Raw genomic sequence first — 20282 nt, 5'->3', positions numbered from 1 at the left:
AGTATGGCACGCGTAACTGTTCAGGACGCTGTAGAGAAAATTGGTAACCGTTTTGACCTGGTACTGGTCGCCGCGCGTCGCGCTCGTCAGATGCAGGTAGGCGGAAAGGATCCGCTCGTACCGGAAGAAAACGATAAAACTACCGTTATCGCGCTGCGCGAAATCGAAGAAGGTCTGATCAACAACCAGATCCTCGACGTGCGTGAGCGCCAGGAACAGCAAGAGCAGGAAGCCGCTGAATTACAAGCCGTTACCGCTATTGCTGAAGGTCGTCGTTAATCACAAAGCGGGTCGCCCTTGTATCTGTTTGAAAGCCTGAATCAACTGATTCAAAACTACCTGCCGGAAGACCAGATTAAGCGTCTTCGGCAGGCGTATCTCGTTGCACGTGACGCTCACGAGGGCCAGACACGTTCAAGCGGTGAACCCTATATCACGCACCCGGTAGCGGTAGCCTGCATTCTGGCCGAGATGAAACTCGACTATGAAACGCTGATGGCTGCGCTGCTGCATGACGTGATTGAAGATACCCCTGCCACCTACCAGGACATGGAACAGCTTTTTGGTAAAAGCGTTGCTGAACTGGTAGAAGGGGTGTCGAAACTTGATAAGCTTAAGTTTCGCGATAAGAAAGAGGCGCAAGCTGAAAACTTTCGCAAGATGATTATGGCGATGGTGCAGGATATCCGCGTCATTCTCATCAAACTCGCTGACCGTACCCACAACATGCGCACACTGGGCTCATTACGCCCGGACAAGCGTCGCCGCATCGCCCGTGAAACCCTCGAAATCTATAGTCCGCTGGCACACCGTTTAGGTATTCATCACATTAAAACCGAGCTGGAAGAGCTGGGTTTTGAAGCGCTGTACCCGAACCGCTATCGCGTGATTAAAGAAGTGGTTAAAGCCGCTCGTGGCAACCGCAAAGAGATGATCCAAAAAATCCTCTCGGAAATCGAAGGGCGTTTGCAAGAGGCAGGTATTCCGTGTCGCGTAAGTGGACGCGAGAAGCACCTGTACTCTATTTACTGCAAAATGGTGCTCAAAGAGCAGCGTTTTCACTCCATCATGGATATCTACGCTTTTCGCGTTATCGTTCATGATTCCGATACCTGTTATCGCGTACTCGGCCAGATGCACAGCCTGTACAAACCTCGTCCTGGTCGCGTGAAAGACTATATCGCCATTCCGAAAGCGAACGGATATCAGTCTTTGCACACCTCAATGATCGGCCCTCACGGCGTCCCGGTTGAAGTACAGATTCGTACCGAAGACATGGACCAGATGGCAGAGATGGGTGTAGCAGCGCACTGGGCTTACAAAGAGCACGGCGGCGAAAGCAGCACCACCGCACAAATCCGCGCTCAACGCTGGATGCAAAGCCTGCTGGAACTGCAGCAGAGCGCCGGTAGCTCGTTTGAATTTATTGAAAGCGTCAAATCTGATCTCTTCCCGGATGAGATTTATGTTTTCACACCGGAAGGGCGCATTGTCGAACTGCCTGCCGGTGCAACGCCTGTCGACTTCGCCTACGCCGTGCATACCGATATCGGTCACGCCTGCGTCGGCGCACGCGTCGACAGACAACCTTACCCGCTTTCGCAGCCGCTCTTTAGCGGCCAGACCGTTGAGATTATTACCGCTCCGGGCGCCCGTCCGAATGCAGCGTGGCTCAACTTCGTCGTCAGTTCGAAAGCGCGCGCCAAAATTCGCCAACTGCTGAAAAACCTCAAGCGCGATGATTCCGTCAGTCTGGGTCGTCGACTGCTCAACCATGCCTTAGGCGGTAGCCGTAAACTGGCTGAGATCCCGCCAGAGAGCATCCAGCGTGAGCTTGAACGCATGAAGCTCGCCACCCTTGACGATCTGCTCGCGGAAATCGGTCTGGGTAACGCCATGAGCGTGGTGGTAGCGAAAAACCTCCAGCAGGGCGAAGCAACGGCAAACGTGCCAGCGCAATCTGGCCACGGTCATCTGCCGATCAAAGGCGCAGATGGCGTGCTGATCACCTTCGCGAAATGCTGTCGTCCGATTCCTGGCGATCCAATCATTGCCCACGTCAGCCCGGGTAAAGGTCTGGTGATTCACCATGAATCCTGCCGTAACATTCGTGGCTATCAAAAAGAGCCAGAGAAGTTTATGGCGGTGGAATGGGATAAAGAGACAGAGCAGGAGTTCATCACCGAGATTAAGGTGGATATGTTTAACCACCAGGGTGCTCTGGCGAACCTGACGGCGGCAATCAACACGACCACCTCCAACATTCAAAGTCTGAATACGGAAGAGAAAGATGGCCGCGTCTATAGCGCCTTTATTCGCCTGACCGCTCGCGATCGCGTGCACTTAGCGAATATCATGCGCAAAATCCGCGTCATGCCGGACGTGATAAAAGTCACCCGTAACCGTAACTAGAACACGTTTTATGAATACTCAACGTTATGCACGTATTTGCGAGATGCTCGCACGTCGTCAGCCCGATCTGACCGTCTGCATGGAGCAGGTCCACAAACCTCATAACGTTTCTGCAATCATTCGTACTGCAGACGCGGTCGGCGTGCATGAAGTCCACGCCGTCTGGCCTGGTAGCCGTATGCGCACCATGGCCTCTTCTGCCGCAGGCAGCAACAGTTGGGTACAGGTGAAGACTCACCGCACTATTGGCGATGCGGTCACACATTTAAAAAACCAGGGCATGCAGGTTCTGGCAACACATCTGTCAGATAAAGCCGTGGATTTTCGCGAGATTGATTACACGCGCCCCACCTGCATCCTGATGGGTCAGGAGAAAACCGGCATCACTCAGGAAGCGTTGGATCTGGCGGATCAGGACATCATCATTCCCATGACTGGCATGGTGCAATCGCTGAACGTTTCGGTCGCCTCCGCGCTGATTCTGTACGAAGCACAGCGCCAGCGGCAAAACGCCGGCATGTACCAACGAGAAAACAGCATGCTGGCGCAAGATGAGCAGCAGCGTTTGCTGTTTGAAGGCGGTTATCCGGTGCTGGCGAATGTCGCTAAGCGCAAAGGTCTTCCCTACCCCCACGTAAACACGCAGGGCGAAATTGAAGCCGATGCAACGTGGTGGGCCACTATGCAATCTGCGAGATAAACGCGATGAAAGGCCGTTTACTGGATGCCATCCCACTCAATTCTCTGACCGGCGTTGGCGCAGCGCAAAGCAGTAAACTGGCGAAAATTGGCCTGCACACCGTGCAGGACCTTCTGCTCCACCTCCCTCTGCGTTACGAAGACCGCACGCACCTGTACCCGATTGGCGAACTGCTGCCGGGCGTTTACGCCACCGTAGAAGGCGAAGTGCTGAACTGCAATATCACCTTCGGCGGACGCCGGATGATGACCTGTCAGATCAGTGATGGCTCCGGCATTCTCACCATGCGCTTTTTCAACTTCAGCGCCGCAATGAAAAATAGTCTCGCCACCGGTCGCCGGGTGCTGGCCTATGGCGAAGCCAAACGCGGAAAATACGGCGCAGAGATGATCCACCCGGAGTATCGCGTGCAGGGCGATCTCAGCACGCCGGAATTGCAGGAAACGCTCACGCCGGTGTATCCAACCACCGAAGGCGTGAAGCAGGCCACGCTGCGCAAACTGACCGATCAAGCGCTGGACCTGCTCGATACCTGCGCCATTGCCGAACTGCTACCGCCAGAGTTGTTGCAAGGCATGATGAGCCTGCCGGAAGCTCTGCGCACATTGCACCGTCCACCGCCGTCACTGCAGTTGAGCGATCTGGAAACCGGTAAGCATCCAGCACAGCGACGTCTGATTCTGGAAGAACTGCTGGCGCATAACCTCAGCATGCTGGCACTACGCGCCGGGGCGCAACGTTTCCACGCCCAGCCGCTGCTCGCAAACAACGCGCTGAAAGATAAGCTGCTGGCGGCTCTACCGTTTAAACCCACCGGCGCCCAGGCCCGCGTTACCGCTGAGATCGAACGCGATATGGCACTGGATGTCCCTATGATGCGTCTGGTGCAGGGCGATGTCGGCTCCGGCAAAACGCTGGTTGCGGCGCTGGCCGCCCTACGTGCCATCGCACATGGTAAGCAAGTTGCGCTGATGGCCCCCACCGAACTGCTGGCTGAGCAGCACGCGAATAACTTCCGCAACTGGTTCGCGCCACTGGGTATTGAAGTTGGCTGGCTGGCAGGTAAACAGAAAGGCAAAGCGCGGCTGGCACAGCAGGAAGCTATCGCCAGCGGTGAGGTGCAGATGATTGTCGGCACGCACGCAATTTTCCAGGAACAGGTGCAGTTCAACGGACTGGCACTGGTTATCATCGACGAACAGCACCGTTTTGGCGTACATCAGCGCCTGGCGCTGTGGGAGAAAGGTCAGCAGCAGGGTTTCCATCCACACCAGCTAATCATGACCGCCACCCCAATCCCGCGCACGCTGGCAATGACCGCCTATGCCGATCTCGACACGTCGGTCATTGACGAACTCCCTCCGGGGCGTACGCCAGTCACCACGGTGGCGATTCCGGATACCCGCCGCAGCGATATTATTGACCGCGTGCGCAACGCTTGTACCCATGAAGGGCGCCAGGCGTACTGGGTCTGTACGCTGATTGAGGAGTCTGATTTGTTAGAAGCTCAGGCCGCTGAAGCCACGTGGGAAGAGCTTAAACTGGTGCTGCCAGAACTGAATATTGGCCTGGTACACGGCCGTATGAAGCCCGCAGAGAAGCAGTCGGTAATGGCGGCGTTTAAGCAGGGCGAACTGCAGCTGCTGGTTGCCACCACGGTGATTGAAGTGGGCGTAGACGTACCTAACGCCAGCCTGATGATTATTGAAAACCCGGAGCGCTTGGGCCTGGCGCAGTTGCACCAGCTACGTGGTCGCGTAGGTCGTGGCGCGGTGGCCTCCCACTGCGTCCTGCTCTACAAATCGCCGCTGTCAAAAACCGCGCAAAAACGCCTGCAAGTTCTGCGCGACAGCAACGACGGATTCGTGATCGCGCAAAAAGATTTAGAGATCCGCGGGCCCGGCGAGCTGTTGGGTACGCGCCAGACCGGAACGGCAGAATTCAAAGTCGCAGATTTGCTGCGCGATCAGGCGATTATCCCGGAAGTTCAGCGCATTGCCCGTCATATTCACGAACGTTACCCGCAACAGGCTGTGGCGCTGATTGAACGCTGGATGCCGGAAACCGAGCGCTATTCCAACGCATAGTCGATTCATAGCGGCGGCGGATGTGACTCCGCCGCACAGACATTATTGCGCAAAAATCGGCAGCAGCAGATACAGCTTAATCACCAGCGCATTGACGATATCGATAAAGAACGCCCCCACCATCGGCACCACCAGAAACGCCATATGGGATGGTCCAAAACGTTCTGTAATTGCCTGCATGTTGGCAATCGCCGTGGGTGTCGCACCGAGGCCAAAACCGCAGTGTCCGGCTGCCAGCACGGCGGCATCGTAGTTCTTACCCATCATGCGCCAGGTGACGAATATCGCGTACAGCGCCATGAAAATGGTCTGCACAACCAGGATTGCCAGCATCGGCAGGGCCAGAGAAGCCAGCTCCCACAGCTTCAGACTCATTAGCGCCATCGCCAGGAACAGCGACAGGCTAACGTTACCCAACACCGAAACCGCGCGCTCGAACACCCGATAAAAACCCATTAACGCCAGGCCGTTACTGAGGATCACCCCAACAAACAGCACGCAGACGAAAGTCGGCAGTTCCAGCACCGTTCCGACCAGCATTTGTGCAACGATTTTACCCACCGTCAGACAGATAGCGATCAGCGCAATGGTTTCAATCAGCACCAGCGAAGTGATTATGCGTCCGACATCCGGCTTTTCAAATGCGGTAGGCACAGCCTGATCGTCCGGCATGCCGTCTGGCGTGGTAGAGTGTTTGACCAAATAGCGGGCCACCGGGCCGCCAATCAATCCGCCCAGCACCAGGCCAAACGTTGCGCAAGCCATCGCCACTTCCGTCGCATTAGCGAAACCATAGCGCTCAATAAACAGCTTGCTCCATGCGGCCCCGGTTCCATGCCCACCAGAGAGGGTTATCGAACCGGCGATCAGACCCATCAGCGGATCCAGACCCAGCAGGGTCGCCATACCAATACCAATGGCGTTTTGCATCAGCAGCAGGCCAACAACCACAATCAGAAAGATACCCACCACACGGCCACCCGCGCGCAGGCTGGCGATATTGGCGTTCAGGCCGATAGTGGCGAAGAATGCCAGCATCAGCGGATCGCGCAGGGTCATATCGAAGTTCACTTCCCAACCCATGCTTTTTTTCAGTACCAGCAGCGCAATCGCCACCAGCAATCCGCCAGCTACAGGTTCGGGAATGGTGTATTTTTTCAGGAAGGAAACAGACTGGACGAGCTTACGTCCCAGCAGCAACACAAGGGTTGCCGCAACCAGCGTTGATAACGTATCGAGATAAAACATTTACAACTCCATTAGTGCGTTTAGCACAATCACGCACGATGCATTCCAGACCGATTTTTAGCTCTTATTGAGTTTTCGGTGTGGATTTTAAGCAGAAAATCATGAAAAGTTATATAAAAATGTTTGTTTATCCGTTTTAAATATTAAGAACACCTGGTAGCAAACGTTTGCATTTCCGCCATGGTCAGATAAAATCACCGCTTTTCCACCATGGGATTGCCTCTGATGTCCGTTAACGCCGTAGAGTCAACAAATGCGCAACCGGTTGCGCAGACTCACAACAGTGAACTGATTTACCGTCTTGAAGATCGCCCCCCACTAGCCCAGACCCTGTTTGCCGCCTGTCAGCACCTGCTGGCCATGTTCGTCGCGGTAATCACCCCAGCGCTGTTAATTTGCCAGGCGCTCGGTTTACCGGCTCAGGATACTCAACACATTATCAGTATGTCGCTGTTCGCTTCCGGCGTGGCTTCTATCATTCAGATCAAAGCCTGGGGGCCGGTCGGCTCAGGGCTATTATCCATTCAGGGCACCAGTTTTAACTTTGTTGCGCCACTGATTATGGGCGGTACAGCGCTAAAAACCGGTGGTGCAGATGTCCCAACCATGATGGCGGCGCTGTTCGGTACACTGATGCTGGCAAGCTGCACTGAGATGGTTATCTCACGCGTACTGCATCTGGCGCGTCGTATCATTACCCCGCTGGTCTCAGGCGTGGTGGTGATGATTATCGGCCTGTCACTGATTCAGGTAGGTCTGACGTCGATTGGCGGCGGCTATGCGGCAATGAGCGACAACACCTTTGGCGCACCAAAGAATTTACTGCTGGCTGGCGTCGTGCTGGCGCTGATTATCCTGCTTAACCGCCAGCGCAACCCGTACCTGCGCGTTGCGTCACTGGTGATTGCGATGGCGGCAGGTTACCTGTTGGCGTGGTTTATGGATATGCTGCCGCAAAATACCGCGCCGGTAAGTCAGGACCTGCTGATGGTGCCAACGCCGTTGTATTATGGCCTGGGTATCGACTGGAGCTTACTGCTGCCGCTGATGCTGGTGTTTATGATTACCTCGCTGGAAACCATCGGTGATATTACGGCCACCTCCGATGTCTCCGAGCAGCCCGTTTCTGGTCCGCTGTATATGAAACGCCTGAAAGGCGGCGTACTGGCGAACGGTCTGAACTCGTTTGTTTCAGCCGTATTCAACACCTTCCCGAACTCCTGTTTTGGACAAAACAACGGGGTTATTCAGTTAACGGGCGTTGCCAGCCGCTACGTTGGTTTTGTGGTTGCGCTGATGCTGATCGCGTTGGGCCTGTTCCCGGCGGTCAGCGGTTTTGTACAGCATATTCCTGAGCCGGTACTCGGCGGTGCTACGCTGGTGATGTTCGGTACTATCGCGGCATCCGGCGTGCGTATCGTATCCCGCGAACCGCTGAACCGCCGCGCAATTCTGATTATCGCGCTGTCGCTGGCCGTCGGCCTCGGCGTTTCCCAGCAGCCGCTGATCCTGCAGTTCGCTCCGGACTGGGTGAAAAACCTGCTCTCTTCCGGCATTGCCGCAGGCGGTATTACCGCTATCGTTCTGAATCTGGTGTTCCCACCAGAGAAGCAATAAGCAAAATGCGGCGTTGATTCTGAATCAACGCCGCTGTAACGCTCTTTCACCATTCCCGCCTTGAGCATTGCGCCTAAATCGTGCATAACTTGACTATGTGCACTTCGCGGGATGGAAGACCATGAAATTTATTGGAAAGCTGCTTCTTTACGTGCTGATCGCCCTTGCAGTGGCGATCCTCGGTTTGTATTTTCTACTGCAAACTCGCTGGGGCGCAGAGCACGTCAGCGCCTGGGTTTCGCAAAACAGCAGCTACCATCTGGCATTTGATGCCATCGATCACCGGTTTTCTTCTCCTTCCCATATTCTGCTGGAAAACGTCACCTTTGGCCGGGATGGTCAGCCCGCAACGCTGGTCGCGAAAACGGTCGATATTGGACTGAGCAGCCGCCAAATCACCGACCCGCTGCACGTAGACACCATCCTTTTGCAAAACGGCACGCTGAATCTTTCCCAGCAAACTGCGCCGCTGCCGTTCCAGGCCGATCGCCTGCAATTGCAAGATATGGCGCTTAACAGTCCCGGTAGCGAGTGGACCCTGAGCGCGCAGCGCGTTAACGGCGGAGTCATTCCCTGGAGTCCTGAGGCGGGTAAAATTCTCGGGAGTAAAGCGCAAATTCAGCTCAGCGCCAGTTCGTTGACGCTGAACGACGTCCCCACGACCAACGTATTGATTGAAGGCAGTATTGACCGCGACCGTGTGACGCTGAGCAATATTGGCGCAGATGTGGCGCGTGGGGCATTAACCGGCGTGGCGCAACGCAATGCCGACGGTAGTTGGGTAGTAGAGAATCTGCGCCTGAACGATATTCGGCTGCAAAGCGACAAATCGCTGGCCGAGTTTTTTGCTCCGTTAAGCACTATTCCTTCCCTGCAAATTGGTCGTCTGGAAGTAACAGATGCCCGTCTGCAAGGCCCTGACTGGGCGGTGACGGATCTCGATCTGAGCTTGCGCAACATGACCTTCAGCAAGGACGACTGGCAAACTCAGGAAGGAAAACTGTCGATGAACGCCAGCGAGTTTATCTACGGCTCTCTGCACTTTTTCGATCCGATTATGAACGCCGAGTTCTCGCCGCAGGGCATAGCGCTGCGTCAGTTCACCACCCGCTGGGAAGGGGGAATGGTCAGAACATCCGGAAACTGGCAGCGCAACAACAAAGCGCTGGTCCTCGATGATGCCGCCATTGCCGGTCTGGAGTACACGCTGCCGGAAAACTGGAAACAGCTGTGGATGAAACCTCTACCAGCCTGGCTAGCCAGCCTGACGCTGAAGAAATTCAGCGCCAGCCGTAATCTGGTGATTGATATCGACCCGAGCTTCCCATGGCAGCTCACCGCGCTGGACGGCTACGGTGCTAACCTCGGGCTGGTGCAGAACAATCAGTGGGGGATCTGGAGCGGGAGCGCTAACCTCAACGCCGCTGCCGGCACCTTTAACCGCACCGACGTGCGTCGTCCTTCGCTGGCGCTGACGGCGAACAGCAGCACCATCAATATCAGCGAACTAAGCGCCTATACGGAAAAAGGGTTGCTGGAGGCCACTGCCAGTATTTCACAGTTGCCTCAGCGTCAAACTCAGGTCAGCCTGAACGGGCGCGGCGTGCCAATGACGATTCTGCAGCAGTGGGGATGGCCCGCACTGCCGCTTTCCGGCGACGGTAACATCCAGCTTACCGCCAGCGGCAATATTCAAGCCGATGCGCCACTCAAGCCAACGGTCAGCGGCCAGTTGCATGCGGTGAACGTGGAGAAACAGCAGGTAACGCAAACCATGCAGGCGGGCGTGGTATCCGGTAGTGAAGTTACCGCCCCACCCGCTGCGCAGTAAAATCTGACGGCCCGGCGGCGATTTGCCGACCGGGTCGCCGTTTATCGCTGTAAGCGCGCATATTCACTGCACAACAGCCACTTCACCGGCTCATCCTCTTCTATCGCCGGGAAGCGACCGCCTGGCTCAAGGAAGTGATTGTCATGCAGGTCGTCATTGACCATCGAGATCTCCCAGCCCAGCACGAACGCTTTCTCCGCCCAAAAGCGATGATACAACCGCGGCGGCAGGCATACCCCCTGCCCCGGTTTCAATACCAGCGTCTCGCCAGCGTCAACGGAACGCCGCTGACCATCGACGCTAACCTCAACAATGCGCCGGGCATCATACCCGTCATCGGGCGTAGCCCACGCCAACTGCATACATAAATCACCGCCGCCGCGGTTAACGATATCTTCCATTTTATGGCGATGAAAATGCCATGGCGTCTGCTGATCCTGCTGAATCTGCAGCATCTTTTCGGCGTACGGTTTGGGGTAGCTGGCTGACCCTAACTGACCATTGCGCAACGTCAGTAACGTCAGCCCCGTTTGCGCAAAATCTCCGCGCCCAAAGTCGGTTATATCCCAGCCCAGTTGGAGATCGAGCACTTCACGCCACAGAGTGTGATCCTGTTGCCGCCAGGCATCAGCCGTAAAATACGCAAAGTCAGGCAGGCAAACCCGAAAAGTCTCGGCGATGGCATGCGCTTTATCGACGGCATAATTAATGTGTGAACGCTTCATTCCACTTTTCCTTGTTGCGAAAAAGGCGGGTCACCCCGCCTGTATGCGGTTAGTAAAGTGACGCTTTGCCGGTTGAGCCGAACAGTTTCATTTTGTGACGGATCACATCCCGCGCGGCGCTAATGGCTTCCGGGTAAATAACGTTCGGGTCCCACCAGGTTTCTTTCGCCAGGATTTCGCGGACTTTCTGGAAGTAAGCGTATTTCATATCGCTGGAAATGTTGATTTTGCCAACGCCCAGCGTAACGGACTCGGCAATTTCCGCATCCGGGTTCGCGGAACCTCCGTGCAGCACCAGCGGAATGTCCACTCGCCCGGCAATCTCACGCAGGATGTGCATTTGCAGCTCTGGCTGCATCCCTTTCGGGTAGATGCCGTGTGCAGTTCCAATCGCCACCGCCAGCGTGTCCGCGCCGGTACGGGCGATAAAATCCTGTGCCTGATCAGGATCGGTATAAGTGACCTTCGATACACCGCCTTCCACTGACGTCCCGGTTTGACCAATCGTACCCAGTTCCCCCTCCACCGAAACGCCTACCGCATGCGCCAGCTTGACCACTTCGCGGGTCAGCGCCACGTTCTCTTCATACGGCAACAGCGAGCCATCAATCATCACCGAGGTAAACCCACACTGAATCGCCCGCAGGACATGCTCGACCGAAGCGCCGTGGTCCAGATGCAGAGTAAAGGGAACCGTGCTGCGCAGAGTGATATCACGGACGTAGCTAAAAAACGCATCGCCTACAAAATCATGCTCGCTGGGGTGAATGGAGATAATCGCCGGGGTATTGGTTGCTTCCGCTTCTTCCACTACTGCACGTACAAAGCAGCTGTCCGCCACGTTGAATGCGCCGATGGCAAAACCGTGCTGACGGGTAGGTTGCAGTAATTCTTTCATCGAAACTAACATGTTAATTCTCCAGTTTCAGGGTGTAGAAAGCCCTGCCAGTGCGTCGTCGCAGAGGCATAGAAGGCGTTACAGAAAACGAATCAGGCTTTGTCGATAGCGCCGCTGGCCTGCAGGTACGGAATAATGGCTTCCTCGCAGGCCTGCTCCATCAGGGCCAGGGCATCAACGAGTTCACCGGATGTGTCGCGACACAGGGTATGCAGCAGAGCAGCCTTTCCGGCCTCGAAAACCGCCGCGCCAACGTTTATCTTGGCGACGCCAAACGTCGGGCAGCGCTGTAGCTGGTCAAACGGCGTCCCGCTGCCGCCATGCAGCGCCAGCGGCACCGTTGATAAACGGGCAATTTCCTCCAGTCGCTGGAAATCAATGGCGGGTATGACACCTGGCGCGTACATGCCATGTGCCGTGCCGACCGAGACCGCCAGTAAATCGATACCGGTCTGTTGGATAAAGGGCTCCACATCGGCGGCCTGGGTCATCAAATCAGCGTTAGCTGCGTGATCATAGCGCGGGGCGTCGGCCAGATGCCCCAGCTCACCTTCCACGCACAGAGAAACGCTGGTCGCGAGCTCAACCACCGCCCGGGTCTGGCGAATGTTCTCCTCCAGCGCAAAGGCGGAGGCGTCGATCATTAACCCGCTGAATCCGGCGCGAAAAGCCTGTCGAATGCGCACTGGGTCCTTTCCATGATCCAGCGCCAGCGCGACCGGTACCGACGCTTCCTCTGCCAGCGTTTTGACGACCGCCACCGCTATCGGTGCAGGAAAATGGCCCAGATGCCCCTGATACAGATTCAGAATGATGGGCGCACGGTGTTTCTCAGCCGCCCGCACCGCCGCACGGGCGCTTTCCAGGTTCATACAGTTGATGGCCAGCAGCGCGTACTGCTCGCGCCAGGCTTTCGTCACCATGCTTTTCATATCGGCAAACATACGGCCTCCGGTTATTCCAGGGTGAAGGTGATCTCTTCGTCTTTCAGCTTTTGATCGCTAAGTTCATCAAACTCTTCGTCACGTTCGGTCACCGGTTTCTTCCACAACGACAGCATGACGCCGCAAATCACCGTGCCGATCCCCAGCGCCAGGCAAAACAGTAGCGGATGCGTAAAGAGCGGGACCACGAACATACCGCCGTGCGGTACCGGGCTTTCGACGCCCCACACCATAATCAGACCGCCCGCTATCGCCGAGGCCACCACGCAGGACCCCACCACGCGCAGCAGGTCGCGCGCCGCAATGGGAATGACCCCTTCGGTAATCATGCAGATCCCCATCGGGAATGCCGCTTTCAGCGCCTCGCGCTCCGCACGGGTGTACTTGTGACGCGTCAGCAAAAAGGAGAGCGTAATGCCGAACGGAGGGATTATCGAACCGACAAACTTCACCGCTTCCGGACCGTACACGCCGCTGACCAACATGCCGTCAGCAAATAGCGACATGGTTTTATTCACCGGTCCGCCAAAGTCGAATGTCGCCATTGCGCCAAGGATGGCCCCCATTAAAAAGCGTGACCCGCCCTGCATGGACTCCAGCAGATGAATCAACGCGTCCTGCAGCCAGGCTATCGGTTTGCCAATGAGCGTCATCATCAACAGGCCGCCAATGACGGTACTCAGTACCGGCAGCACCATGATGGGCATCAACCCCTGCATCGACTGCGGCAAACGGATATAGCGCTTGAGCAGCAGGACGGTATAACCGACCAGAAAACCGCCCAGCATCCCGCCGATAAAACCGGTATGAATTTCACCGCAGACAAAGCCGACAATCAGACCCGGTGCGAATCCGGGGCGGTCAGCAATAGAGTACGCAATCGCCGCGCTAATCAGCGGTACGATTAACCCCATCCCCCAGCCGCCAATCTGGTTGAGCATCCAGGGTATGGTTCCTGTTTTTTCACCCACGTTAGTACCGCCAAGTATTTGCCCGAGAGCAATACAGATCCCGGCGGCAACAATTAACGGGATCATCCACGAAATCCCCGTTAATAAATGTCTTTTTATTTCCTGAGATAGCGGAATTTTATTTTCACTCATGTGAAATCCCTCCAGAATGGGGATCGCTACTGGTTATTATTAACTAATGATTTTTCGACCTTTTCAAGAAACTGAATGGGCGATTTTATGACGATTTCAGTTTTTACTCGCACAATACGTTTATTTAAAAATCGTTCCTCCCCTTTTATTTTCACATCCACAGCAAGAATCACGACATCAGCAGCAGAAATGTCCTCTGTCAGCAGTTCGTTTTCCGTGCCGATAGTCCCCTGGGTTTCGACTCTTATATTATGACCAAGCGCTTTAGCACCTTTAATTAACTTCTCACGGGCAATATAGGTGTGCGCAATACCCGCCGTACAGGCGGCAACACAAACAATATTCATAACATGCTCCACGTATTATTTAGCAGACATTGGATTCAGCATATTGGCTAAAAAGCTCAATAATTTTCTGTGGACTGCTTTCGACTAACAGTTGTTCAATAATGTCGTCATCCGCCAACGCGCCAGCAACCTGCGAAAGCAGACGAATATGGGTAGTGTTTTGATCTTCAAGGCGTACGGCAAACAGAATGATGCAGCGCACGTTGCTGCCGTCCAGGGTTTCCCAGGGAATATCCTGGCGGGTACGCCCAATCGCCAGTGTGGTATTGACCACCGCCGAGGATTTCCCGTGCGGAATCGCAATATGATTTTCGAAGCCGGTCGAGCCTTCTGATTCACGCTGCCAGACATCCTGAATAAACGTTTCCCGGCAGCTAATTACCCCATCTTTTTGCAGAATATCTGTCAGTTCCTCAATAACCTCCGTTTTGTTTGTGGCCTTCATGTCCAAAATAACGCGATTTGTATTGAGTATTTTCGTGATGTCCATAAATCATACCTCATGGAGTTCAGACATTAATTTTCAACGACCAGCGACGTCGCCCGATGTAATTTTTCCGTAATAACCGTTTCTGTTACCCGCTTAATATCCGCATCATTGAAGAAGGCGGTGACATACACGACCGGCATGGCAACGGCAGGTAAATTGATCGTCGATACCACCAGTTCAATATCGTCCGTCAGGACGGAGGGCAAGCTGCCTGCCGACACCACGCCGACGATGGTCCAGTCCGGAAAGGCGCGCAGAATGCGGCTTTTGAGTAAGTGAGAGGTGCCGATACCGGTTGAGCAAACCAGCAGCACACGTTTACGCGCTATCTGACGCTCCATCGCGGCCTGAAAATGCACGGTTAAATATCCCACCTCATCATCCGACACGGCCCGCTCGCCCCAGCCGCTAAACACCCGATTCACCGCGCACTGTGTCAAACGCCAGACGTCCTGCAACTCGCCTTTAATGTCCTCCAGCAGCGGATTACGAATGCGGATCTGGTAGTTCAGGCGGTTAATCAGCGGCTTAATATGAATCAGCAATCCGTCATACAGCGCAGTGTCCTGGCTAAGATCGCAGTCAACCATTTCGGCGAAGGTGGCAATCAGCCGATGGGTAATCAAGCGTGCTTCGTCGCTGGAGTGCATATGGCCAATTACGCTCACATCGTTATGCTCTTCAATCACCATACCGGAGGAGATAATATATTGATAAATAAACCAGACTTCGTCTTCCGGCAGCGGGTGGGCAATGCGTTTTTCGATATGCTGAATCATGCGACTGGCAATGGAAAAAATGTTCTCATCACATGACGTGATGCTTTCTTCTTTTCTCGGCAGCGCATTGCCCCGCGTAATGCGGTACATCATGATCAGAATATGAGTAAAGATATTGACGTAATAAGGCTCGCCCAGCGACCAGCACAGATCGTTCTCCATTTCCTGCAACAGCGTCTGGACAAATAAAACGTCTTCTTCGCCGAAGTAATGCACTAACGCTTTATAACTGCCCGGATCAAGTCGTGAATAAATCACGCTTCCAGGTTCATTATGGTTAATCACACCGTTAATCAGCGACGCCATCGCCTGGCGCACGCCGCTCTCGCTGCCTTCAATGTGTGTACCACTCTGGCTGCGAATCAGCGACAGGCCCAGCGGGGTAATCCACGATTCAATCACTTTCAGATCGTTAACAATCGATGCACTACTAATAAAATAACGTTCGGATAATTTATTGATCGATGTTTCATGCGGCGTTTCACTTAATAATTGCGAGGCTATCTTAACCCGCCGTGAATTATTCATCATGCCGTCAGCATCATCACCCTCCGACCCTAATAACTGATCCAGATATAAAAGGTCCGTAATGTTATCGGCACTTAATATCACGCCCGCACCGGCACGTTTATCGATAGATATTTTCCATTCCGATAACCATTGTTCCAGTAACCGCAGATCGCGCTGGACGGTCTTCTCTGAAACAGATAAATACTCGGCAATTTTTAGCAGCGTAACATATTCCTTCCGGGAAAGAAGAAACTTTAATAATCTGTTTTGTCGCGAGGTAATCATTTGCATTATTTACCCTTATTACATACCAGATTAAATATCTATACCCGTCATACTTCAAGCTGCATGTGCGTTGGCTTTCCTCGCTCACCCCTGTCACGTACTTATGTACGCTCAGGGGATTCGCTGCGTCGCCGCCTTCCTGCAACTCGAATTATTTAGGTTATAAAGAAGCATTTATGCTCCACGTGTAATCCGTGATGATAAATATAAGAGGACTATGATGCGCCAACAATACTAAATCGTGTCCTGTATTCCGGACAGAAATAAGACAAAAAGAGGAAATAGTGAGATATTTACGGCGCAGATCACATTTTTCGCGGGAATTAGAGTGATAGCGCTCGCAAATATGGTGAGGTAAAAATTTAAGTCGGGATGTTTTTGATTTTCAGATCTGGAACGCTGCTCGCGGCGTGGGCCGGATAAGACGCATCCGGCACCACGTCGACACATGCTTACAAGGTAATCGTCAGCTCACTGCCCTGTGGAGTAATAACTACACCCAGCTCGCTGCCCATATGCGACCCGCATTTAATGCCGCCAATTTTCTGAATATTTCGCAGGCACAACGTCCAGTTACGTGCCTCACCATTCCCTTTCACAGTGATGGTATTACCTACACGCGTCGCCTTCAGCGTGAAGATAACCGAGCCGTCAGCAGCCGGAACTTCACAGAGTGCTTTCCGGCCCTCTTGCAGATGGAACAGCTGGAACGCTGTCCCTTCGTGCCAGGCGTAGTCCGGCTTCTGGTTATTGCTGCCCAGCGCCAGCAGGGTATTGTCACGCACATAAACCGGCAGACTCAGGAAGTCATGCTGCTGCTTATGCCAGCGGCTGCCGGCCACCTCATCATTACGCCACAGATGCGTCCAGCGTCCTTCCGGCAGGTAGAACTGCACATCGCCCGCCTCGCTAAACACCGGCGCGACCATCACGCTATCGCCCAGCATGTACTGGCGGTCGAGATAATCACACGCCGGATCGTCCGGGAACTCCAGCATCATCGCGCGCATCATCGGGGTGCCTTGCGCATTAGCACGCGCTGCTTCGCGATACAGGTACGGCATCATGCGGCATTTCTGTTCGGTGAAGTAGCGCACCACATCGCAGGATTCGTCATCGTACGCCCATGGCACACGGTAGGATTTACTGCCATGCAGGCGGCTGTGGCTGGAGAGCAGCCCAAACGCACACCAGCGCTTGTAGACGTGCGCCGGAGCAGTATTCTCAAAGCCGCCGATATCGTGGCTCCAGAAGCCAAAGCCTGACAGGCCAATAGACAAGCCACCGCGCAGGCTTTCCGCCATCGATTCATAGTTGGCGTAGCAGTCGCCGCCCCAGTGCACCGGAAACTGCTGTGCGCCCACGGAGGCCGAACGGGCGAACAGCACCGCCTCTTCTTCACCGACGGTTTCTTTCAGCACGTTCCACACCAGTTCGTTGTAGATGTACGCATAATGGTTGTGCATCTTCTGCGGATCGGCACCGTCAAACCACTGCACATCCGTGGGGATGCGTTCGCCAAAGTCAGTTTTGAAGCAGTCAACGCCGATATCCACCAGACCTTTCAGCTTGTTGGCATACCACTCGCAGGCTTGTGGATTAGTGAAGTCATAAATCGCCAGGCCCGGCTGCCATTTATCCCATTGCCACAGGGAACCGTCCGGGCGCTTGAGCAGATACCCTTTCGCTTTCAGTTCATTGAACAGCGGGGATTTCTGACCGATGTAGGGGTTTATCCATACGCACACCTTCAGCCCTTTCTCTTTCAGGCGGCGGATCATGCCTTCCGGGTCCGGGAAGGTCACCGGGTCCCACTCAAAGTCGCACCACTGGAAGGCCTTCATCCAGAAACAGTCGAAGTGAAAGACGTGCAGCGGCAGATTGCGCTCGGCCATACCGTCGATAAAGCTGTTCACCGTCGCTTCGTCGTAATTGGTGGTGAACGATGTGGTCAGCCACAGACCGAACGACCAGGCTGGCGGCAACGCCGGACGGCCGGTAAAGCGGGTATAGCGATCCAGCACCGCCTTCGGCGTTGGGCCGTCGATGACGAAATATTCCAGATACTCGCTTTCAACGCTGAACTGAACTTTCGACACTTTCTCAGAGCCGATTTCAAACGACACGCACTGCGGATGGTTCACCAGCACGCCGTAGCCGCGGTTGGTGAGATAAAACGGGATGTTCTTGTAAGACTGCTCGGTACTGGTACCGCCATCGCGGTTCCAGGTTTCCACCGTCTGGCCGTTACGTACCAACGCGGTAAAACGCTCACCCAGCCCGTACACCGTTTCTCCCACGCCCAAATCCAGACGCTCAAACATATAGTTACGCCCGCTGTGGGTATCCTGTACGTAACCGCTATTCTTTAGCTGACTGCCGGTAATACGTTCACCATTACGCAGGAAATCCAGCGACCAGAACTCACCTTTGGTCACCCGAACGCTCAGATTGCCGCTCTTCAGTTCGGCAAATTCAGCGGTGTTTCGCATCTCAACATTGACGTCCTGCAACACGTTCAGCGGGTAATGCGGGCCGGTATCCAGCGCGCCCTGGAAGTGTTCCATACGCACGCCAACCACACCTTCCTGCGGCGAGAAAAAGCGTAGGGTGAAGAGTGGGGTATCCAGTTGCCAGGTACGTTCACGCACATCGCGCGGCGCAACGTAGACAATCATCTCGTTACCCTGCTGTTCAACGTCGAACACCTGAATTGGGTGTATTAAATTCAGTCCAGGTTGGGTCAGCCAGTTTCCATCGCTAATTTTCATCGTCAGTTCCTTAGTTCTGTAATTCTTTCGTCGTGAAATCCTGCTGGTTGCGGCGCGCGCCCTGAGCCAACTGACTCATAATTTCCGTCAGATACGGCGTTTTCAGGGTATAGAAGCGTTTGGCAATCACGGCACTCAGCAGGTAACAAATCGCCGGGACAATGGTGAACAGGGCGATGATGATGTTAATGGTGGCGCTGTTCTGGGTTTTCGCGGCGGCGTCGTAGCCCCCGCCCGCCAGCATCCAGCCGATCAGCGCCCCGCCGAGCGCCAGACCCAGCTTGAGCACGAACAACGTGCCCGCAAAGCTGATCCCCGTCAGGCGTTTACCGTTGCACCATTCGCCGTAATCAACGGTGTCGGACATCATTACCCACTGGATTGGCGTAACGAGCTGGTGCAGTACACCAATGACAAAAATAAAGATAAACATGGTGATGCTGGCGTGCATCGGCACAAAGAACATCGCCAGGCTCGCTACCGCCAGCGCAGCGTTGGTCCACCAGAAGACGCTGACTTTGCATTTCCAGTCGGTCAGCGGTTTTGCCAGCGCAGAGCCGATCAGGTTGCCGACGCAATAGGCGGTGAGAAAGGCGACAAACACCTCCGGCTTACCCAAAATCCAGGTGACGTAATACATCATCGCCCCGCCACGAACGCAGACGGCCAGAATATTGAGGATGGTCAGCAGGCCGACGATGCGCCATTGGTCGTTTTGCCAGATGTCGCGCAGGTCTTCACGCATAGAGGTGGTGCTCGGCGGCGCTTCCACGCGTTCTTTGGTAGTGAAGAAGCAGAACGCCAGCATCAGGAACGCCACCACGGAGAGCACCGCAATCCCACCTTGAAAGCCGAACGCTTTATCCTCGCCACCAATCAGATTCACCAGCGGCATCATCAGCACGGTGGAGAGCATGCCGCCCGCCGTCGCCAGCACAAAGCGCCATGATTGCAGGGAGATACGCTGCGTTGGGTCATTAGTGATCACGCCGCCCAGCGCGCAGTAGGGAATATTGACCACGGTATAAAGCAGGGTCAGCAGCGTGTAGGTGATTGCGGCATAAATCATTTTGCCGTTCAGGCTGAGATCCGGCGTGCTGTAGGCCAGCACGCAAACCAGACCAAACGGAAGTGCGCCAAACAGCACCCATGGTCGGAATTTCCCCCAGCGCGAACGGGTACGGTCGGCCAGCAGCCCCATGCAAGGGTCTGAGATGGCATCCAGCGCGCGGGCCAGTAAGAACATGGTGCCGACAAATCCGGCTGGGATACCAAAAATATCGGTATAGAAGAACATCATATATAACATGACGTTATCGAAGATAATGTGGCTAGCCGCATCGCCCATTCCGTAGCCAATCTTCTCTTTAACAGACAGAATTTCACTTTTCATTACGCATCCTTGTTAGCACTTTCACACGCCCTGATACCGGTTACAGTTCTTGTAAACCATCCCTGTGAGCGCGGGTATTCCGATATCTCGTTATCAAATTACGATTCTTGTTTTCTGTGATCAGCGTAGCGTCTAAAAATGT

General features: G+C 54.5%; 16 protein-coding genes. 6 read left to right on the top strand and 10 right to left on the bottom strand.

Annotation, left to right across the window (positions count from 1 at the left end; genetic code table 11):
• The first annotated feature begins 3 nt into the window (after nucleotides 1-3).
• Genes rpoZ through recG form a run of 4 tightly spaced genes read left to right on the top strand, consistent with a single transcriptional unit; the run spans nucleotide 4 to nucleotide 5199 of the window.
• Entirely contained in the window at nucleotides 4-279 is a 276-nt protein-coding gene (gene rpoZ, locus HV352_RS00385) for a DNA-directed RNA polymerase subunit omega (protein WP_000135058.1), read from the top strand.
• A gap of 18 nt (nucleotides 280-297) precedes the next feature.
• Complete coding sequence (gene spoT, locus HV352_RS00380; RefSeq protein ID WP_003024038.1) at nucleotides 298-2412, top strand: bifunctional GTP diphosphokinase/guanosine-3',5'-bis pyrophosphate 3'-pyrophosphohydrolase; 2115 nt, start codon at nucleotides 298-300, stop codon at nucleotides 2410-2412.
• 10 nt (nucleotides 2413-2422) lie between these two features.
• On the top strand, nucleotides 2423-3112 hold the full coding sequence (gene trmH / locus HV352_RS00375; RefSeq protein WP_029139711.1) for a tRNA (guanosine(18)-2'-O)-methyltransferase TrmH: 690 nt from the start codon (nucleotides 2423-2425) through the stop codon (nucleotides 3110-3112).
• A gap of 5 nt (nucleotides 3113-3117) precedes the next feature.
• A complete protein-coding gene (gene recG, locus HV352_RS00370) occupies nucleotides 3118-5199 on the top strand; it encodes an ATP-dependent DNA helicase RecG (RefSeq protein ID WP_181635122.1) in 2082 nt (693 codons plus the stop codon).
• Between the two features lie 42 nt (nucleotides 5200-5241).
• Here the strand turns inward: recG and gltS are convergent, their stop codons facing one another.
• Nucleotides 5242-6447 carry a sodium/glutamate symporter gene (gene gltS / locus HV352_RS00365; RefSeq protein WP_016155009.1) on the bottom strand — a complete coding sequence of 402 codons (1206 nt, stop codon included), beginning with the start codon at nucleotides 6445-6447 and terminating at the stop codon, nucleotides 5242-5244.
• A 225-nt stretch (nucleotides 6448-6672) separates the two neighbouring features.
• On the opposite strand from gltS, the gene xanP reads away from it, so the two are divergent.
• Together xanP and HV352_RS00355 are read left to right on the top strand one after the other, a co-directional pair.
• Entirely contained in the window at nucleotides 6673-8064 is a 1392-nt protein-coding gene (xanP, locus tag HV352_RS00360) for a xanthine/proton symporter XanP (protein WP_003024026.1), read from the top strand.
• 121 nt (nucleotides 8065-8185) lie between these two features.
• Nucleotides 8186-9895 (top strand): AsmA family protein, encoded by a 1710-nt coding sequence (locus tag HV352_RS00355; protein ID WP_181635121.1) that lies wholly within the window; start codon nucleotides 8186-8188, stop codon nucleotides 9893-9895.
• Between the two features lie 41 nt (nucleotides 9896-9936).
• On the opposite strand, the gene HV352_RS00350 is transcribed toward HV352_RS00355, so the two are convergent.
• The 9 genes from HV352_RS00350 to HV352_RS00310 form a co-directional block, all read right to left on the bottom strand.
• Nucleotides 9937-10620 (bottom strand): D-lyxose/D-mannose family sugar isomerase, encoded by a 684-nt coding sequence (locus HV352_RS00350; RefSeq protein WP_016155011.1) that lies wholly within the window; start codon nucleotides 10618-10620, stop codon nucleotides 9937-9939.
• A gap of 49 nt (nucleotides 10621-10669) precedes the next feature.
• Nucleotides 10670-11530, bottom strand: coding sequence for a ketose-bisphosphate aldolase (locus HV352_RS00345; protein WP_181635120.1), 861 nt, complete (start codon nucleotides 11528-11530; stop codon nucleotides 10670-10672).
• Nucleotides 11531-11610: 80 nt separating this feature from the next.
• Nucleotides 11611-12462 (bottom strand): class II fructose-bisphosphate aldolase, encoded by an 852-nt coding sequence (locus HV352_RS00340; RefSeq protein WP_053388722.1) that lies wholly within the window; start codon nucleotides 12460-12462, stop codon nucleotides 11611-11613.
• 11 nt (nucleotides 12463-12473) lie between these two features.
• Nucleotides 12474-13565 (bottom strand): PTS fructose transporter subunit IIC, encoded by a 1092-nt coding sequence (locus tag HV352_RS00335; RefSeq protein WP_016157774.1) that lies wholly within the window; start codon nucleotides 13563-13565, stop codon nucleotides 12474-12476.
• Nucleotides 13566-13591: 26 nt separating this feature from the next.
• Nucleotides 13592-13912: a fructose PTS transporter subunit IIB gene (locus tag HV352_RS00330; protein ID WP_016155014.1), complete on the bottom strand. Its 321-nt coding sequence runs from the start codon at nucleotides 13910-13912 to the stop codon at nucleotides 13592-13594.
• A gap of 19 nt (nucleotides 13913-13931) precedes the next feature.
• Nucleotides 13932-14402 carry a fructose PTS transporter subunit IIA gene (locus HV352_RS00325; RefSeq protein ID WP_047415752.1) on the bottom strand — a complete coding sequence of 157 codons (471 nt, stop codon included), beginning with the start codon at nucleotides 14400-14402 and terminating at the stop codon, nucleotides 13932-13934.
• 26 nt (nucleotides 14403-14428) lie between these two features.
• Nucleotides 14429-15982, bottom strand: coding sequence for a PRD domain-containing protein (locus tag HV352_RS00320; RefSeq protein ID WP_016155015.1), 1554 nt, complete (start codon nucleotides 15980-15982; stop codon nucleotides 14429-14431).
• A 446-nt stretch (nucleotides 15983-16428) separates the two neighbouring features.
• Nucleotides 16429-18747 carry an alpha-xylosidase gene (yicI, locus tag HV352_RS00315; RefSeq protein ID WP_181635119.1) on the bottom strand — a complete coding sequence of 773 codons (2319 nt, stop codon included), beginning with the start codon at nucleotides 18745-18747 and terminating at the stop codon, nucleotides 16429-16431.
• 10 nt (nucleotides 18748-18757) lie between these two features.
• Entirely contained in the window at nucleotides 18758-20140 is a 1383-nt protein-coding gene (locus HV352_RS00310; RefSeq protein WP_016157778.1) for a glycoside-pentoside-hexuronide family transporter, read from the bottom strand.
• Nucleotides 20141-20282 lie beyond the last annotated feature (142 nt).

The organism is Citrobacter sp. RHBSTW-01044, assembly GCF_013781945.1.
GTDB lineage: Bacteria > Pseudomonadota > Gammaproteobacteria > Enterobacterales > Enterobacteriaceae > Citrobacter > Citrobacter braakii.
This window is presented reverse-complemented; position numbering and strand designations above follow the sequence as displayed.

Bases quoted from the DNA above. Each gene is read 5' to 3' on its own strand.
- HV352_RS00325 (WP_047415752.1), bottom strand. From the start codon at position 14,402: ATGGACATCACGAAAATACTCAATACAAATCGCGTTATTTTGGACATG.
- HV352_RS00320 (WP_016155015.1), bottom strand. From the start codon at position 15,982: ATGCAAATGATTACCTCGCGACAAAACAGATTATTAAAGTTTCTTCTT.
- HV352_RS00340 (WP_053388722.1), bottom strand. From the start codon at position 12,462: ATGTTTGCCGATATGAAAAGCATGGTGACGAAAGCCTGGCGCGAGCAG.
- HV352_RS00335 (WP_016157774.1), bottom strand. From the start codon at position 13,565: ATGAGTGAAAATAAAATTCCGCTATCTCAGGAAATAAAAAGACATTTA.
- HV352_RS00345 (WP_181635120.1), bottom strand. From the start codon at position 11,530: ATGTTAGTTTCGATGAAAGAATTACTGCAACCTACCCGTCAGCACGGT.
- recG (WP_181635122.1), top strand. From the start codon at position 3,118: ATGAAAGGCCGTTTACTGGATGCCATCCCACTCAATTCTCTGACCGGC.
- HV352_RS00350 (WP_016155011.1), bottom strand. From the start codon at position 10,620: ATGAAGCGTTCACACATTAATTATGCCGTCGATAAAGCGCATGCCATC.
- trmH (WP_029139711.1), top strand. From the start codon at position 2,423: ATGAATACTCAACGTTATGCACGTATTTGCGAGATGCTCGCACGTCGT.
- xanP (WP_003024026.1), top strand. From the start codon at position 6,673: ATGTCCGTTAACGCCGTAGAGTCAACAAATGCGCAACCGGTTGCGCAG.
- rpoZ (WP_000135058.1), top strand. From the start codon at position 4: ATGGCACGCGTAACTGTTCAGGACGCTGTAGAGAAAATTGGTAACCGT.
- HV352_RS00330 (WP_016155014.1), bottom strand. From the start codon at position 13,912: ATGAATATTGTTTGTGTTGCCGCCTGTACGGCGGGTATTGCGCACACC.
- yicI (WP_181635119.1), bottom strand. From the start codon at position 18,747: ATGAAAATTAGCGATGGAAACTGGCTGACCCAACCTGGACTGAATTTA.
- gltS (WP_016155009.1), bottom strand. From the start codon at position 6,447: ATGTTTTATCTCGATACGTTATCAACGCTGGTTGCGGCAACCCTTGTG.
- HV352_RS00355 (WP_181635121.1), top strand. From the start codon at position 8,186: ATGAAATTTATTGGAAAGCTGCTTCTTTACGTGCTGATCGCCCTTGCA.
- HV352_RS00310 (WP_016157778.1), bottom strand. From the start codon at position 20,140: ATGAAAAGTGAAATTCTGTCTGTTAAAGAGAAGATTGGCTACGGAATG.